Source organism: Marinobacter sp. MDS2, from assembly GCF_030718085.1.
Lineage (GTDB): Bacteria > Pseudomonadota > Gammaproteobacteria > Pseudomonadales > Oleiphilaceae > Marinobacter.
Window position 1 is genome coordinate 185525 of the sequence record NZ_JAVAJF010000002.1, and the last position, 15607, is coordinate 201131.

A 15607-nucleotide genomic window follows, 5' to 3' on the forward strand; every position below is an offset into this window, starting at 1 on the left:
GTTGCACCCGATGGATGAGCGTCTCAGAGAAACTCTGTCAGCAATGATGGACGATGAAGCGGACGAGCTTTCAGTGCGCAGATTGCTTTCGCACGACGATCAGAACGAAGTCAGAGAACAATGGCAAAGATGGCAGCAGGTGCGCGACCTGATGCACGAAGCTCCGAGCGCTTCCTACAGTGTGGATGTCGCAGGTGCCGTTCGGGCCGCAATTGATGACCAGGAGACCTCGGTTGCAGACAGAGCCGAGCCTGCCCCTCGTGCTGGCGGTTACTGGCACTGGCCCGTAGCGGCGATGGTGACCCTGGCTCTGGTGGTCGGGTTTGGTGCCGGTGCTGGCTGGGGCACCTCGCCGGGCGACTCGAGCAATGCACTGGCGTTAACCGGGGTAGATGAGCGGGCGCCGCAACTGGTTCTAAGTACCGAAGAGGTTGCCCTTCAGCGTTTGGATGAGCAGCAGTTGCGCCAGGTGCGTCAGTACTTACTGGAGCATGCCCAGCATAACAGCGTTGGCGCCGGGCGTGGCTCTATGGGGTACGCGAGAATGGTAAGTGCCAACGGTGGGTATTGAGCGCGAGGCGTCTGGCTATGAGTAAAGGCAAATTCGCCACAGTTCGAACGCTGGTGGTTCTAGCGTGTGTCCTTTTTGTGCCGTTTATGGAGTCGCATGCCGACGGTGGCGAGGCTGAGGCTCCGCGTTCAATGACTGCAATGGACTGGTTAGAGCGCTTGGGCCCTGCCTTGAATATGACCTCGTATGAGGGCGTGTTTGTCTATGCCCGGGGTGATCAGGTGCATTCTATGCGCATCGCACACCGCTACCGGAACGGTCAGGTGGAAGAGCGATTGGTGATGCAGGATGGTGGCTCGGGAGAGATTGTCCGAAAAGGCATGGATGTGGTCTGTGTATTACCGGACCAGGGCCGTATTCGGCTGGATGAAGTCATTCCGTCGGGGCCATTTGCCGAGGCCTTTTCCAGTCAGTTAATGCCGGTCAGCCAATGGTATCAGCCGGCACTGATGGGGGAGGATCGTGTGGCTGGCTATGAGGTGATGACGGTGGATTTGACCGCCAAAGACAGCGATCGCTACAGCCACCGGCTTTGGGTTGAAAAAGAAACGGGGCTTTTGGTGAAGAGCCACGTACGTGATATTGACGAAACCGTGCTCGAACATTTCCAGTACACCAGTCTGGAGATCACCGATGACATTGCGGATGAAAAGTTTGAAATCCAAACCAAGGGCCGAGAAATAACCCGCCATCTTGGCGCTCCTGAGCCTAAGCAATCGTCGGTAGGACGAATGACGGGCTGGACATTGAATTGGCGCCCGGATGGTTACATGCCTGCCGCTACTCCCAGCTCCAGTAACGGCAAAGCGGTCGCTTTCTCGGATGGGTTGGCAACGTTTTCGGTGTTTGTCGAGCCGGTCAAAGGGCTGAAAATGCCGACAGGAGCCTCGAGAGTTGGGGCATCGACGGTCTATATTCATGAAGTACGAGTGGCAGAACGGCCGTTTCTGATTGTTGTGGTGGGGGAAATTCCGCCTGAAACGGCGCGAAAAGTCGCCCGTTCGGTATCGATCGATGACGCGCTGGCTCAAGGGTGGGTAGCAAGTGATCACTGAAACAGGAAAAGTGGTGGCGCTTCAGGGCGCGAAAGCCTGGGTGCAAACCATTCAAACCAGTGCGTGCGAAAGCTGTTCGGCCCGTGCTGGTTGTGGTCAGCGAGCGCTGGCGGCAGTTTCGGGCGGCAAGGCCAATCAGGTGTTGGTATTGAACACCGTCGATGCGCAAGTAGGCGATGAAGTGGTGATAGGTCTGGATGAACAGTCGCTGCTGACAGCTTCTTTGGCCGTGTACGGGCTGCCTTTGTTACTGATGGTGCTGGCGAGTATTGCTGCGTTCCGGCTGCTGGGTGAGACCGACCTGGTGGCCATTGTGGGTGCGCTTGTGGGTTTAGGGGCGGGATTTTGGTTGGTGCGGCGTTGGCAATCGCAGTCGGGTGACCGATTCCAGCCTCACATGGTTCGAGTGAACCGTATTGCGTCGGTGACCTGTCTCTGAAACCTACCGATTTTTAAGTTGAAAAGTGGTCATGCAGCCATAAATTGTAACCGCAGACCAACGGCCAAAATAAGGGGGTTTACATGCAAAAAATAACTACGCCGGTTGCTCGTTATCCTGATGGACTCCGATCAGGTTTTGTTCTGGGGGCATGGCTGATTTTCGCTGCTCTGCTTTCAACGCTGTGGAGCCAGCAGGTGACGGCACGGGGGTTGCCCGATTTCACCGAGCTCGTCGAAGAAAACTCCAGCGCCGTGGTGAACATCAGCACCACCAGCGAGCCTGCCGGACGCCGTTCCCGTTTTCAGGGGCTGCCATTTGACGAAGGGCAGCTGGATCAGTTGCCGCCATTTTTGCAGGATTTCTTTCGAGGCCCTAACTCCCCCTTTGGTGGCGCACCTGGCAGCAAACAGCCAACCCGCTCGATGGGATCCGGCTTCATTGTATCGAAAGACGGTTATGTGCTGACCAATAACCATGTGGTCGAAGGCGCGGATGAGGTGGTGGTCCGTTTGAACGATCGCCGCGAGTTTGCCGCAACCATCGTGGGCACGGACCCTCGTTCTGACATGGCGGTTCTGAAAATCGAGAACGCCGACGACCTGCCAGTAGTAAAGGTAGGAAGCTCGGAAGAACTCAAAGTGGGGGAGTGGGTGTTTGCGATCGGCTCTCCTTTCGGATTTGATTACACGGTAACGGCGGGCATCGTCAGTGCGCTTGGACGGTCGTTGCCCTCGGAGAACTACGTTCCTTTTATTCAGACCGACGTTGCGATTAACCCGGGGAATTCCGGCGGGCCGCTGTTTAATCTGGACGGCGAGGTGATTGGCATTAACTCCCAGATCTACACTCGTTCCGGCGGTTTCATGGGGGTGTCGTTTGCGATTCCGATTGATGATGCCATGAGTGTGTTCCGTCAACTGCGCGACGAAGGCTCGGTGGCTCGTGGTTGGCTGGGTGTGCTGATTCAAGAGGTCAACCGGGATCTTGCCGAGACCTTTGGGCTGAAGCGGCCGCGAGGTGCCTTGATTGCTGAAGTCATGGTCAATTCACCCGCGCAGGCTGGCGGCCTTCAATCCGGCGATATCGTCCTCGAGTACAACGGCGAGGAAATCGAGCTGTCCTCGGATTTGCCTCCGAAAGTGGGCCGCACACCGGTAGGCGAGTCGGCCCGGCTGACGGTGCTGAGAGGCGGTGACGAGATTGAGCTCGATGTGGAAATCGGTGAATTGCCGGAAGAGGGTCGCACGAGCCGTTCAATGCCCCACGACCATCGTGGCGGAACTGCCGGTGCGCTTGGCCTGACGGTTGAACCGCTAACTCCGGAAAACGCTCGCGCGGCCGGGGTGGAAAGCGGCGTGCTGGTGACTGGCGTGGAGCGGGGAGCTGCATTGCAAGCGGGCATCCGGAACCGTGACATCATCACCGAGATAAACCGTAAGCCGGTGGGGTCGCTGAAGGCTTTCCGTGAGGTTGTCAAAAATCTGCCGAAAGGTCAGGCCGTTTCGGTGCGTGTCGTGCGCCAGGGACGGCCAATCTATCTGGTGATGAGACCGTAGATAACGCTTCTTTTTGAAGCTGTGCGCTGGCTCTCGGGCGTGTCACGACATGCCCGGGAGCTTTTGCTATACTCGCCGGACTTTCTCGAACCCTTGGTCATGGGATGGACCCGGTGACAATATGAAAAACAAGGAATTATCCCTCCGCCAACTGCTCAAGCTGCGCAACTCCTGGTTGGCATTGCTCGTCTTTATCGTCTCGGTTTGCGTCACTCTCCTGTTATGGCAGGTTTCCATCCGCTTGGTGGAAGATCGTGCCGAAGCCAAATTCCGGGCTCAATCTTTACAGCTAAAAACGGCCATTGAAGAGCGGCTGCTTAACTATGAGCAGGTGTTGGCGGGCAGCGCGGGTCTGTTCGCCGTGAAAGGTGACGTCAGTCGGGATGAGTGGCGTGAGTACGTTGCGAAAGTCGATATCAATCGTTATTACCCCGGAATCGAGGGGATCGGTTACGTGCAGAGGATTGGTGTTCGTCAAATGGCGGATCATATTGCTTTTGTGCGGGCTGAAGGGGTGTATAAGTATCTGGTTAAGCCACTGGGCGCGGGGCCTTATTACTATCCCATGGTGTACCTCGAGCCGGGAACCGAACGCAATCTGAGCGCCCTCGGCTATAACGCCTTCAGCGACCCTATTCACCGGGTGACCATGGAACGGGCTCGCGATGATGCCAAGCCGATGGTAACCGGCAAAGTGGTGTTGGTTCAGGAGGCCTTGGCCGAGGATCAGGCGGGTTTCCTCATGTATTATCCTGTGTATCAAGGCGGGGCTATTCCGGAGGTCAGAACCGAGCGCCGGATGATGCTGGCGGGTTATGTGTTCAGTGCGTTTCGGATGAACAACCTGCTAGATGGCATTGTCGGGCTGATTTCCCCGTTCCTGGATGTGCGCATTTACGATGCTGCGGTGGTGTCCCGCAATACCCTCATGTACGGCTCCAATCTGGGGTCACTGGACAACGAATTCAGTTTCGAACTTAGCCAGACGATCTCTCACGGTGGTCGGGAGTGGCTACTGCAGACACGCTCCACGCCTGCTTTTGATTATCTTGCCTCGGATCCGCGTCCACCGATTGTATTGGGGTCGGGATTGGCGATCAGTGTTCTGATGTACCTGTTTGTTCTGTCTTTGGTGCGCTCACGCCTGGGGGCTCAGGTCAGCGCTGGCCGTTATCGGGCGATTACCGAAGGTGCCGCTAACGTGACCATGGTCATGAACAGAGCTGGCAATCCCATGTACGCCAGCCCATCCGCCCGGGATATTCTCGGCTTTGATCCTGACCGGGTTTCGGAGCTGGACTTTAAATCGTTGGTCCATCCTGAAGATTGGCCCGGCCTGCGGCAGGCGTTTAAAGATGCAGTGACCTCTCCGGGCAAGCAAATGCCCGCAGTGCGAGCGCGTATCAACAATGCCGGCGGACAATGCCGCGAGATGGAAGGCACCTTTACGTCCATGTTGAGGGTGCCCGGGGTTACCGGGGTGGTATTGAGCTTGCGGGACCTGACACAGTTGAAAGCGGCGCAATCCGAGTTGCACCGGTTGGCTTTTTTCGATCCCTTAACCGGTTTGGCCAACCGGCAGTTGTTTCGTGACCGTCTGAATGGCGTAGTGCACCGCTCCCGTCGTAGCGGTGAACCGGCGGCGCTGATGTATCTGGATTTAGACGGCTTCAAACGCATCAACGATACGCTGGGCCACGATGCCGGCGATGAATTGCTTAAGCAGGTGGCTGAGTGGCTTCGGGGTTGTGTGCGGGAAGAAGATTCTGTCGCTCGCCTGGGCGGCGATGAATTTGTGGTTCTGCTTTCCCGGGTCAGCGGGACAGAGGCAGCAGGTAAAGTGGCCGAAACCATTTTGCGGCGCCTGTGCCAGAGAGTCCGGCTGAACGATCACGATGTCGGGGTGACCGTCAGTATTGGTGTCACCATGATCCCCCACGACAGCGAAGACGTGGGGACCCTGATGAAATATGCCGACCTGGCCATGTATCGTGCGAAAGAAATGGGCCGCAACAACTACCAATTCTTCACGCCGGCCATGAACATTAAAGCAGCGCGCCGTATGTTGCAGCAGGAAGAGCTGATGACAGCGCTGCAAGAAGACCGCTTTGTGCTGCATTACCAGCCGAAAGTGGACTTGGTGAGCCAGAAAGTGATTGGCGTTGAAGCCTTCTTGCGCTGGCACCATCCTGAAAAGGGATTGGTTCCGGCTCAGCAATTTATCAATCTTGCTGATGAAACCGGTTTGATCATTCGCTTGGGTGAACAAGCCTTCCGGCAGGCCTGTATACAGGTGCAGGCGTTGGAACGCGCGGGCTTTGAATCGCTTAAGATGGCGGTCAACTTCTCGGTTCGTCAGATCACCGACACCGGCTTTCTGGATCTGATCCGGCGGGTTGTCACTGAAACCGGCGTTGCCGCGGATCGAATCGAGCTGGAACTGCCGGCAGAATTATTGAATGAAGATCCCAGGATGCTGCGTGAGCTCTTGGTTGCGCTGAATGATCTGGGTGTTTGTCTGATACTGGATGATTTCGGCAAGGGCTCGTGCTCGTTGGTCGCGCTGCAGCAGCTTCCGCTGGACGTGATCAAGATCGATCATGGCTTTATTCGTGATATCCCCTACAACGTCAGCGCCACCGATGTTGCCTCTGCGGTCATCGCGCTGGCGCACAAACTGCACCTGACTGTGGTGGCCGAAGGTGTTGAAACCATGCAACAACTGGCCTTTTTGAAATCCGCCGGTTGCGCCCAAAGTCAGGGTAACTTATTCAGTTATCCGCTCGACGAAGATGCCCTTATCGGGTTCCTGATTCGCCAGTATGAGAAGCCGCTTATTTCCTGATCATGGCAATAGCGGCCGGATACCGGTAAAATCACGCCGTTCCCGGACCCGTAGCGGCTATACCGGGCTCAATCCCATGTCTTATATGAGTAATCATTGTCTGTGACTGAACTGAGCCGAATCCGTAACTTTTCCATTATTGCCCACATCGACCACGGTAAATCCACGCTGGCGGATCGTTTCATTCAAAGCTGTGGCGGTTTGACCGAGCGAGAAATGGCCGCTCAGGTACTGGACTCCATGGATCTCGAGAGAGAGCGGGGCATTACCATCAAAGCCCAGAGTGTAACGCTCAACTACACCGCTCGAGATGGCGAAACCTACAAACTGAATTTCATTGACACACCGGGGCACGTGGATTTCTCCTACGAAGTCTCGCGTTCTCTGTATGCCTGCGAAGGTGCACTGCTGGTTGTGGATGCCGGTCAGGGCGTAGAAGCGCAGTCAGTGGCCAACTGCTATACCGCGTTGGAGCAGGGGCTCGAAGTGGTTCCTGTACTGAACAAAATGGACCTTCCGCAGGCCGAGCCAGAGCGGGTGGCGGCCGAGATTGAAGATATCATTGGCATTGAAGCGCAAGATGCTGTGCGCTGCAGCGCCAAGAGCGGTCTGGGCGTCGAAGATGTTCTCGAGGATCTGATCCAGAAGATCCCGCCACCGAAAGGCGATCGCAGTGCGCCGCTGCAGGCGCTGATTATCGACTCCTGGTTTGATAATTATCTGGGCGTTGTGTCGCTGGTGCGCGTCATCGAAGGGGTTTTGCGCAAGGGCGACAAGATTGTTATCAAATCGACGAATAAGGCCTGGAATGCTGACAAGGTCGGGATTTTTAACCCCAAACCGACGGATACCAATATTCTCGAAGCGGGCGACGTAGGTTTTGTCGTCGCTGGCATTAAAGATATTCACGGTGCGCCAGTGGGTGACACCATTGTGCATCAGAAATACGCGGAAGAAACCCCGATGTTGCCGGGGTTCCAGAAGGTTAAGCCGCAGGTGTATGCGGGCTTGTTCCCGGTCAGTGCCGATGACTATGACGACTTCCGGGACGCGCTGGAAAAGCTGACCCTGAACGACGCCTCGTTGTTCTTTGAGCCTGAAAATTCCGATGCTCTGGGCTTTGGTTTCCGCTGCGGTTTCCTCGGCATGCTGCACATGGAAATTATCCAGGAACGCCTGGAGCGGGAATACGACATCGATCTGATCACCACAGCACCTACGGTCATCTATGAAGTTGTGACCAAGCAGGGTGAGACGGTGTCGGTAGACAACCCGTCCCGGCTGCCGGATATTGGCTCTATCGAAGAAATGCGCGAGCCGATTGTCGAAGCCAACATTCTTGTGCCGCAAGAGCACTTGGGTAACGTCATCGCCCTGTGTGAAGAAAAACGGGGTGTTCAGAAAAACATGCACTTCATGTCTTCTCAGGTTCAGCTCAGCTACGAGTTGCCGATGGCAGAAGTGGTGATGGATTTCTTCGACCGCATCAAATCCGCAAGTCGTGGCTTCGCATCATTGGATTACCACTTTGTGCGGTTCCAGGACGCGAATCTGGTGCGATTGGATGTATTGATCAACGGTGAGCGTGTGGACGCGCTGGCTATCATCGTGCACCGTGATCTGGCTCATCGGAAAGGGCGTCAGTTGATCGAGAAGATGAAAGAGCTGATCCCGAGGCAGATGTTTGATATTGCGATTCAAGCGGCCATAGGTACCCAGGTGGTTTCTCGGGTAACCGTCAAAGCATTACGTAAAAACGTAACAGCCAAGTGTTACGGTGGTGACGTCAGCCGTAAGAAGAAGCTGCTTCAGAAGCAGAAAGAAGGCAAAAAACGCATGAAGCAGCTGGGTAATGTCGAGGTGCCTCAGGAAGCGTTTCTTGCTGTATTGAAAGTCGATAATTAATAACACTAAGGCACCCGATGGATATTGATTTTCCACTGGTATTGGTTGTTCTCACCTTTGTGACGGGTGTGATTTGGCTGGCGGACAAGTTGTTTTTGCGGAAACGGCGTCTTGCCAACACGAGTGAACAGGCCGAAACGAGCAGTTCGGAAGAGCCCAAAGAGCCTTGGCTGATTGATATCAGTCGCTCTTTTTTTCCAGTATTGGCCGTTGTACTGGTGTTGCGTTCGTTCCTGATTGAGCCGTTTCAGATTCCATCGGGTTCTATGTTGCCGACGCTGGAAGTAGGCGATTTCATTTTGGTGAACAAATACGCCTATGGCCTGAGATTGCCAGTGGCCGGCACCAAAGTTGTCGAAATCGGCGACCCGGAGCGCGGTGATGTTATGGTGTTTCGCTTTCCGGAGGACGGTGTCACCAATTACATCAAACGAGTGATCGGTTTGCCGGGCGATACCGTGCGGTACCGTAACAAACAGCTCTTCATCAATGGCGAGCCCGTGGCACGGGACTTTGTCGCGCGATTGCCTCCAATGGAGCGCTGGCGCGAAACCATGGGCAGTGTTGAACATGACATCTACCTCACCATGGGCCGCGTGTCTGCTTCAGGAGAGGGAGAGTGGACGGTTCCGGACGGACATTACTTCGTAATGGGCGACAACCGGGATAATAGTAACGACAGTCGTTTCTGGGGCACGGTTCCGGATGAGCTGGTGGTCGGCAAGGCCTTCGGTATCTGGATGCACTGGAAATCTTTCACAAGTCTGCCATCTTTTGATCGAGTGGGTGGCATCGAATGATCACGAAGGTTTCGGAGCGAACACGCATGAACAATGGATTTCCCGCGGGTATGAAGTATCAGCAAGGCAGCGGCTTGACGATGATGATTGTGGCCTTGTTTTTTGCCGGTTTGCTGACGTTCGCTCTTAAAGTGGGGCCGGCTTATCTTGATGACTTTACCATTCAGGAAGCCCTCGAAAATCTTGAAAACATCGACGGCCTGTCCAAAATGGGGCCAGCTCAGGTGCGAGGTGTTATTAACAAGCAATTAAGTGTGAACAACGTACGCGGTTTTGATGCCAAGAATATCACTGTTGATAAAGACGGAGATCTGGTGCTCATAAGCGTTGATTATGAGGTTCGCAACAATCTATTTGGCAGTGTCGACACCGTCGTTCACTTTCAACACGAGTATGAGTTTAAAGGCAAGTGAGTTCAAAACCAGATCTTGATCAACTCCAGCGCCGCATCGGTTATCAGTTCAAAGATCCTGAACGGCTGTTGCTGGCGCTCACTCACCGAAGTTTTGGCAACCAGAACAACGAGCGTCTGGAATTTCTCGGCGATTCTATCGTCAATATGGTGATCGCCGAACACTTGTTCCTGAAGTTTGAAGCTGCCCGTGAGGGCCAGCTGAGCCGCTTGAGAGCCCGCATGGTGAAGGGGGTTACCCTTGCCGAAATCGGGCGCGAGTTTCAGCTGGGCCAATATCTGAGATTGGGTTCCGGGGAGCTGAAAAGTGGCGGCTTCCGTCGAGAGTCCATCTTGGCCGATGCCGTGGAATCGATCATCGGTGCCATCTATCTGGATAGCGATTTTTACACCTGCCGTGAGCAGGTGTTGCGATGGTTTACAGAACGGCTGGCCGGGCTCGATGTACAGGATACCCAGAAGGATCCGAAAACCCGTTTGCAGGAGTACCTGCAGTCGCGCCAGTTCCCGTTACCGCGATACGAAGTGATCTCGGTGGAGGGCGAAGCCCATAATCAGACATTCCATGTGACCTGTGCGTTGTCGTCGCTGGACCGTAAAACCACTGGCACCGGCAGCAGTCGCCGAATTGCTGAGCAACAGGCCGCCCGCAGTGCCCTCAAGAAGCTGGGCGTGGAGAATTCATGATGAACGATATAACCACCCCGGATAATCCGGACAGCCGCTGCGGATTTGTTGCCATTGTCGGGCGTCCTAACGTGGGCAAGTCGACACTGCTGAACCACATCCTCGGGCAGAAGCTAAGCATTACTTCCCGCAAGCCCCAAACCACTCGTCACCAGGTATTGGGCATCAAAACTGAAGGGGAGGTGCAGGCCATTTACGTTGATACGCCGGGCATGCATGAAGAAGAGCCCCGGGCGATTAACCGTTACATGAACAAGGCCGCAACCTCGGCCTTGGTGGATGTCGATGTGGTGGTGTTCGTGGTGGACCAGATGAATTGGACCACCGCGGACGAGATGGTGCTGGAAAAACTGGAACGGGTTAAGTGTCCGGTTATTCTGGCGATCAACAAGGTTGATAAGCTGGAGAAGCGAGAGTTGCTGCTGCCGCATCTCGAAACCTTGGCGGCAAAACGGGATTTCGCCGAGATTATTCCATTGTCAGCACTGCGCGAGACCAACTTGGAGCCGTTGGAAGAAGCCGTCGGCCGCTTCCTGCCACAGAGTGTGCATTTCTATCCGGATGACCAGATCACGGATCGCAGCCAGCGCTTCATGGCTTCAGAGATGGTGCGGGAAAAAATTACTCGTCAGCTGGGTGCCGAGCTACCCTATTCCGTAGCGGTGGAAATTGAAGAGTTCAAGCAGCAAGGTAAGACACTTCACATTTCTGCGCTGATTCTGGTTGAGCGTGACGGTCAGAGAAAGATCATCATCGGTGACAAGGGCGCTCGGTTGCGTCAGATCGGTCAGGAAGCCCGTATCGATATGGAGCGAATGTTCGATACCAAAGTCATGCTCAAACTTTGGGTCAAGGTGAAGCGTGGCTGGGCCGACAGCGACCGAGCCCTGAAGAGCCTGGGCATGAACGACCTCTGAGGTTGATATGAAAGGAGCGGTGCAACAAGAGCCCGCTTACGTCATCCATCGACGGCCATGGCGCGAAACCGCATTGCAGGTGGATATTTTCACCCTGAACCATGGCCGTATGAGCGTTGTTGCCCGGGGTGGCAACAGCGCGAAAAGCCCGCTGAAAGCCCAGCTCCAGCCTTTCCAGCCCTTGTTGATTGACTGGACCGGCAAAAGCGATCTCAAAACTCTGGTGCAACTGGAGTTACGAGAAGCGCCCCGCTTACGGCAAACCCGCGCCTTGTATAGCGGTTTGTACATCAATGAGCTCCTGCAGCGTATTTTGCCGGCTGCGGACCCCCACCCGGAGTTGTTTGCCAGTTACATTGAGAGCCTTCAGGCGTTGTCGGGTGTTCAGGATAACGGCGATGTCGAGCCGATTTTGCGGCGTTTCGAGAGAGCGTTCGCCGGTTCTTTGGGGTATGACTTTTCATGGGATCAAACCACCGACACCGACCGCCCGGTAGAGGTTGGTCGGTATTATGGTTATGATCCGGCCCAAGGTATTGTCGCCGCAAGTGGCGCAGACGTTCGCCTGGGGCGGCTGCCGGGCGAGGCCTTGATTGCACTGGCTGCGAATGACTACAGCGATGAGTCGGCGCGCAGAACAGCCAAACGCGTGATGCGTGTGCTTGTTGATTTCCTGTTGCAGGGCAAGCCCCTCCATAGCAGAAGTTTATTCAGCCATTCCGTTTCTTCATCAGAGAGAACCTTATGAATTCCAGAGTGTTGCTTGGTGTAAACATTGATCATGTGGCTACTTTGCGTGAGGCGCGGGGCACCCGCTATCCCGACCCGGTGCAGGCTGCGCTGGTCGCTGAAGAAGCGGGCGCGGACGGAATCACCGTTCACCCCCGGGAAGACCGTCGACACATCCAGGATCGCGATGTGTTGTTATTGAAGGATGTTCTACAGACCAAAATGAACCTCGAAATGGCCGTGACCGACGCCATGTTGGCGTTTGCGGAGCAGGTGAAGCCGGAGTGCGTCTGCCTGGTGCCCGAAAAGCGCGAAGAGCTGACAACGGAAGGCGGGCTCGATGTCGTGGGGCAGGAAGAGCGGGTGACCAACGCCTGCGAACGCCTGGCGGCTATCGGTGCGGAGGTGTCATTGTTCATTGATCCGGATCGCGCTCAGATTGATGCGGCGGTTCGTTGCGGCGCGCCGGTTATCGAGCTGCACACCGGAGAGTATGCCGAAGCAGCAACGCCGGCTCAGGCGGAAGCTTCGGTGACGATTCTGGAAGACGCCGTTGCCTATGCACGTGAACAGGGCTTGATCGTCAACGCGGGGCATGGCTTGCATTATCACAACACTGAGAGAGTGGCGGCGATTCCGGGCATCAATGAATTGAACATTGGCCACGCCATTGTCGCTCGGGCCGTGTTCACCGGATTAAAAGACGCGGTGAAGGACATGCGCGCGATTCTGGATCGCGCGCGAGCCTGAATCGGTTAGTGGATTTCCGGCTGTCGTTGTTGTTCGCGGAACAGGGATTGCCAGTCGGTTTGCTCACTCCAGTTCTGCAAGCGCTCAATGGCAGAGTTGAGCTGATCCTTCAGAATTTCACGGTCAGCCGCTTCACATTTTAAGGCGGTTTCAAACCGGTTGGCGGCGGCTCTAAGTTCGGGCACGCCGCAATACCGGGTCGCCCCGTGCAATTTGTGGATGCATTCCAGTAAGGCTTCGTGATTGCTTTCATCCCAAAGCGCCTGAATTCGAGGCGCATCGGTTTGCAGCTGTTCGAGCAACATGCTGAATAACTCTTCGGCCAGGTCGGCCTTGCCCGCTGCAAGCTGGATACTTTCGTCAATACTCATGCAGTCTTGCTGTATGCGCCGGTTTGACGGGCGAAGGGTGCGCCGGGTGTCACGAATTTCGGAAATTTTGAACGACGTGGCGGAGGCTTTGCAGTCGTAACCGGTGTATTCGCGCACCAGCTCGTTCAGCTGACGACTGCTGATCGGTTTGGCCATGTAGCCATCGAATCCCTGCTGCCCCAGCCGTTCCTGCTCATCCGCCAGGGCGTGGGCGGTTAAGGCAATGATCGGCGTGTAATGCGTGTCGGAGTCCAGGTCCCGTATACGTGCCGTTGCTTCCACGCCATCCATACCCGGCATTTGTAGATCCATGAAAACCAGGTCGAACGGTTTTTTGCGAGCTTTGGTCAGAGCCTCGAAACCGCTGGAGGCGCCTTCCGCATTGATTTTGCAGTCTTGAAGCAAGGTCATGACCAGCTTCAGGTTCGCGTCGTTATCGTCGACCGCAAGGATACGGGGTGCTTTAACCTGATTGCGTTCCGGTATCGACACCGGGGTGTCTTCAAGGTGGCCCGAGCGGATGCCGTGTATTAGCGCCAGCAGTTCATCGTAGAGCGAATCCCGGCAAATGGGTTTGGTCAGATGACCGCTGGATAAGCCTGAGAGCGGCGTGTCGAGGGTTTCCAGCGTAGGGGTTAGCAGCAGGGTCCTGCAGTCCCTTTCCACTTCCAGCGTGCGCAGCAAGTTGCCGTACTGATTCGAGTTCAGCAGGTGGCGAGTGATACCAATGATCGCGGCTGCGTAGCCTTCCTGATGCAGCTGCGCCTCTTCAACGTGCTCCTGCAGTGCGGCCGGCGATGACACCCGGTCCACCACCATGCCCCAGTCCCGCAACAAGTGTTCAACCGCAAGGCCTGTGGTTTTCTGCTGCTCGAGATAAATTACCCGTTCACCGCGCAGCGCCTCTTTCGGTGGCCGGCTGTCTGCAGCTGATGAGAGCTCTGGAGTGAGCGTGAACCAGAATGTGGATCCTTTGCCGAGCTCGCTCTTGAGGCCGATTTCGCCACCCATTTCTTCGACGAGGCGCTTGGAGATGGCCAGCCCCAAGCCAGTGCCGCCGTATTGACGGGCTGTAGAGGCGTCTGCCTGACTGAAGGCGTTGAACAACGACTGCTGTTGGGCACGGGACAGGCCCACCCCCGAATCGGTGATGCTCAGACGCAGGGTGACGCGGTTGTTCTCGGTATCTTCTTCTTCAAGGCTGGCGCGTAACACCACTTCGCCGGTTTGGGTGAACTTGATGGCGTTGTTAACCAGATTGGTAATGACCTGCTTTACCCGCAAGGGGTCGCCCACAATGTGGTCGGGAACGTCGTTGTAGACCAGAGGCACTAAGTCGAGATTTTTGGCGTGTGCGGCCGGAGCCAGCATGGTCATGACTTCTTCGACAATATCCCGAAGCGCAAATGGCACCCGGTCGAGCAGCAATTTGCCGGCCTCGATTTTCGAGAAATCCAGAATGTCGTTGATGATGGTAAGCAGAATCTCCGAGGACTTGCGAATTGTATTGAGATGATCGCGTTGCTGCCTCGGTAGCGGGGTTTTCAGCAGCAGTTCGGTGAATCCGATGATGCCGTTAAGCGGCGTACGGATTTCATGGGACATGTTCGCCAGAAACTCGGATTTGATCCGGCTGGCTTCAAGCGCTTCTTTGCGGGCGAAGTCCAGCTCGATGTTCTGGATCTCAATGGTTTCCAGTGTCTCCCGCAGGTCTTCGGTGGCCTGATCAATGTTCTGCTGCATTTCGGCTTGTGCTTTACCGAGCTCCGAGGCCATATCATTGAGGCCGGATTCGAGTTGTTCGAATTCCGGGCCGGCGCTGGTATACACCCGGGTTTCGAGCTTGCCTTCCTTGAGCAGTGCGACCGCTTCGTTTAACTGAAACACCGGGTCGGTGAAGGCGCGGCTGAGGCGCAACGATATGCCGATGCTCAGGATAACGCCGCCGATGATCATCAAAAGAGAGATCAGCAGGGCTTTGTAGGTTTCTTTTTCGGTGCGGGTGTGGGACATCTCGACCATCACCCAGCCCAGCGGATTTTGGGCTTGCGACGCGGTTAAACGAGCCTCCGGGGCGATCATGGTGTCGATGCTCAGATCCTGCAAATGCACAGGGTTGATGAATCGAGTGGTGTGGTTAAGGGTGAGTTTCACCTCTTGATTGGGCTTAAAGGCGCTTGTAGGTATCGCCTCGGAACTGCCGGGGCCAGTGTGTAGAAGCCGCTTGCCTTCGGGCGTGAAGAAAGAAATTGAGCGAACGTCTTGTTCTTCCAGTAACGCGTTGGAGAGACTGCTGAGCAGGCTGCGGTTGGCGGTAAACAGGCCGTATTCTGAGCCCGCGGCCAGCTGGCGGGAGAGCGACTCGCCCCGGTCATGAAGCAGGCTTTCGATGTTATTTATCCAGCTGTGGGTAAAAAACAGACCCAGCAGCAGAGTTGTGACGAGGGTGGGAACAAGGGTTACCACCAAGACTTTTTTGCGAATGCCCCACCGCCGCATATCTTGTTCCTGTTATTCTGATGAGTCCCCGGCGATGCCGGAGAAGGCACGTTACTCATTTATAGCCA

The 15607-nt window shown here is 55.5% G+C and carries 13 protein-coding genes; 12 read left to right on the forward strand and 1 reads right to left on the reverse strand.

The window, feature by feature from the left end; translation table 11 throughout:
• Window positions 1–10 precede the first annotated feature (10 nt).
• The 12 genes from Q9245_RS11700 to pdxJ all read left to right on the forward strand — a co-directional run bounded on the left by Q9245_RS11700 (window position 11) and on the right by pdxJ (window position 12669).
• Window positions 11–571: a sigma-E factor negative regulatory protein gene (locus Q9245_RS11700; RefSeq protein WP_305897356.1), complete on the forward strand. Its 561-nt coding sequence runs from the start codon at window positions 11–13 to the stop codon at window positions 569–571.
• 17 nt (window positions 572–588) lie between these two features.
• Entirely contained in the window at window positions 589–1626 is a 1038-nt protein-coding gene (locus tag Q9245_RS11705) for a MucB/RseB C-terminal domain-containing protein (protein ID WP_371824813.1), read from the forward strand.
• Window positions 1616–2065 carry a SoxR reducing system RseC family protein gene (locus Q9245_RS11710; protein ID WP_305897357.1) on the forward strand — a complete coding sequence of 150 codons (450 nt, stop codon included), beginning with the start codon at window positions 1616–1618 and terminating at the stop codon, window positions 2063–2065. Before Q9245_RS11705 ends, Q9245_RS11710 begins: the two co-directional genes overlap by 11 nt.
• An 83-nt stretch (window positions 2066–2148) precedes the next feature.
• Window positions 2149–3624, forward strand: a complete 1476-nt coding sequence (locus Q9245_RS11715; RefSeq protein WP_305897358.1) for a DegQ family serine endoprotease — start codon at window positions 2149–2151, stop codon at window positions 3622–3624.
• A 121-nt stretch (window positions 3625–3745) separates the two neighbouring features.
• The gene (locus tag Q9245_RS11720; RefSeq protein WP_305897359.1) at window positions 3746–6469 is read left to right on the forward strand and encodes an EAL domain-containing protein; all 2724 of its coding nucleotides are present in this window, start codon (window positions 3746–3748) and stop codon (window positions 6467–6469) included.
• Between the two features lie 102 nt (window positions 6470–6571).
• Entirely contained in the window at window positions 6572–8374 is a 1803-nt protein-coding gene (lepA, locus tag Q9245_RS11725) for a translation elongation factor 4 (RefSeq protein ID WP_305897617.1), read from the forward strand.
• Between the two features lie 17 nt (window positions 8375–8391).
• Window positions 8392–9174 (forward strand): signal peptidase I, encoded by a 783-nt coding sequence (gene lepB, locus Q9245_RS11730; RefSeq protein WP_305897360.1) that lies wholly within the window; start codon window positions 8392–8394, stop codon window positions 9172–9174.
• A 26-nt stretch (window positions 9175–9200) separates the two neighbouring features.
• A complete protein-coding gene (locus tag Q9245_RS11735; protein WP_305897361.1) occupies window positions 9201–9587 on the forward strand; it encodes a DUF4845 domain-containing protein in 387 nt (128 codons plus the stop codon).
• Window positions 9584–10273, forward strand: a complete 690-nt coding sequence (gene rnc, locus Q9245_RS11740; protein WP_114333050.1) for a ribonuclease III — start codon at window positions 9584–9586, stop codon at window positions 10271–10273. The genes Q9245_RS11735 and rnc overlap by 4 nt, the downstream gene beginning before the upstream one ends.
• Window positions 10273–11190: a GTPase Era gene (gene era, locus Q9245_RS11745; RefSeq protein ID WP_305897618.1), complete on the forward strand. Its 918-nt coding sequence runs from the start codon at window positions 10273–10275 to the stop codon at window positions 11188–11190. Before rnc ends, era begins: the two co-directional genes overlap by 1 nt.
• Window positions 11191–11197: 7 nt before the next feature.
• The gene (gene recO / locus Q9245_RS11750; RefSeq protein ID WP_305897362.1) at window positions 11198–11938 is read left to right on the forward strand and encodes a DNA repair protein RecO; all 741 of its coding nucleotides are present in this window, start codon (window positions 11198–11200) and stop codon (window positions 11936–11938) included.
• Complete coding sequence (pdxJ, locus tag Q9245_RS11755; RefSeq protein WP_305897363.1) at window positions 11935–12669, forward strand: pyridoxine 5'-phosphate synthase; 735 nt, start codon at window positions 11935–11937, stop codon at window positions 12667–12669. The genes recO and pdxJ overlap by 4 nt, the downstream gene beginning before the upstream one ends.
• Window positions 12670–12674: 5 nt before the next feature.
• Here pdxJ and Q9245_RS11760 read toward each other — a convergent pair whose 3' ends face one another.
• Window positions 12675–15539 carry an ATP-binding protein gene (locus tag Q9245_RS11760; protein ID WP_305897364.1) on the reverse strand — a complete coding sequence of 955 codons (2865 nt, stop codon included), beginning with the start codon at window positions 15537–15539 and terminating at the stop codon, window positions 12675–12677.
• Between the last annotated feature and the right edge of the window lie 68 nt (window positions 15540–15607).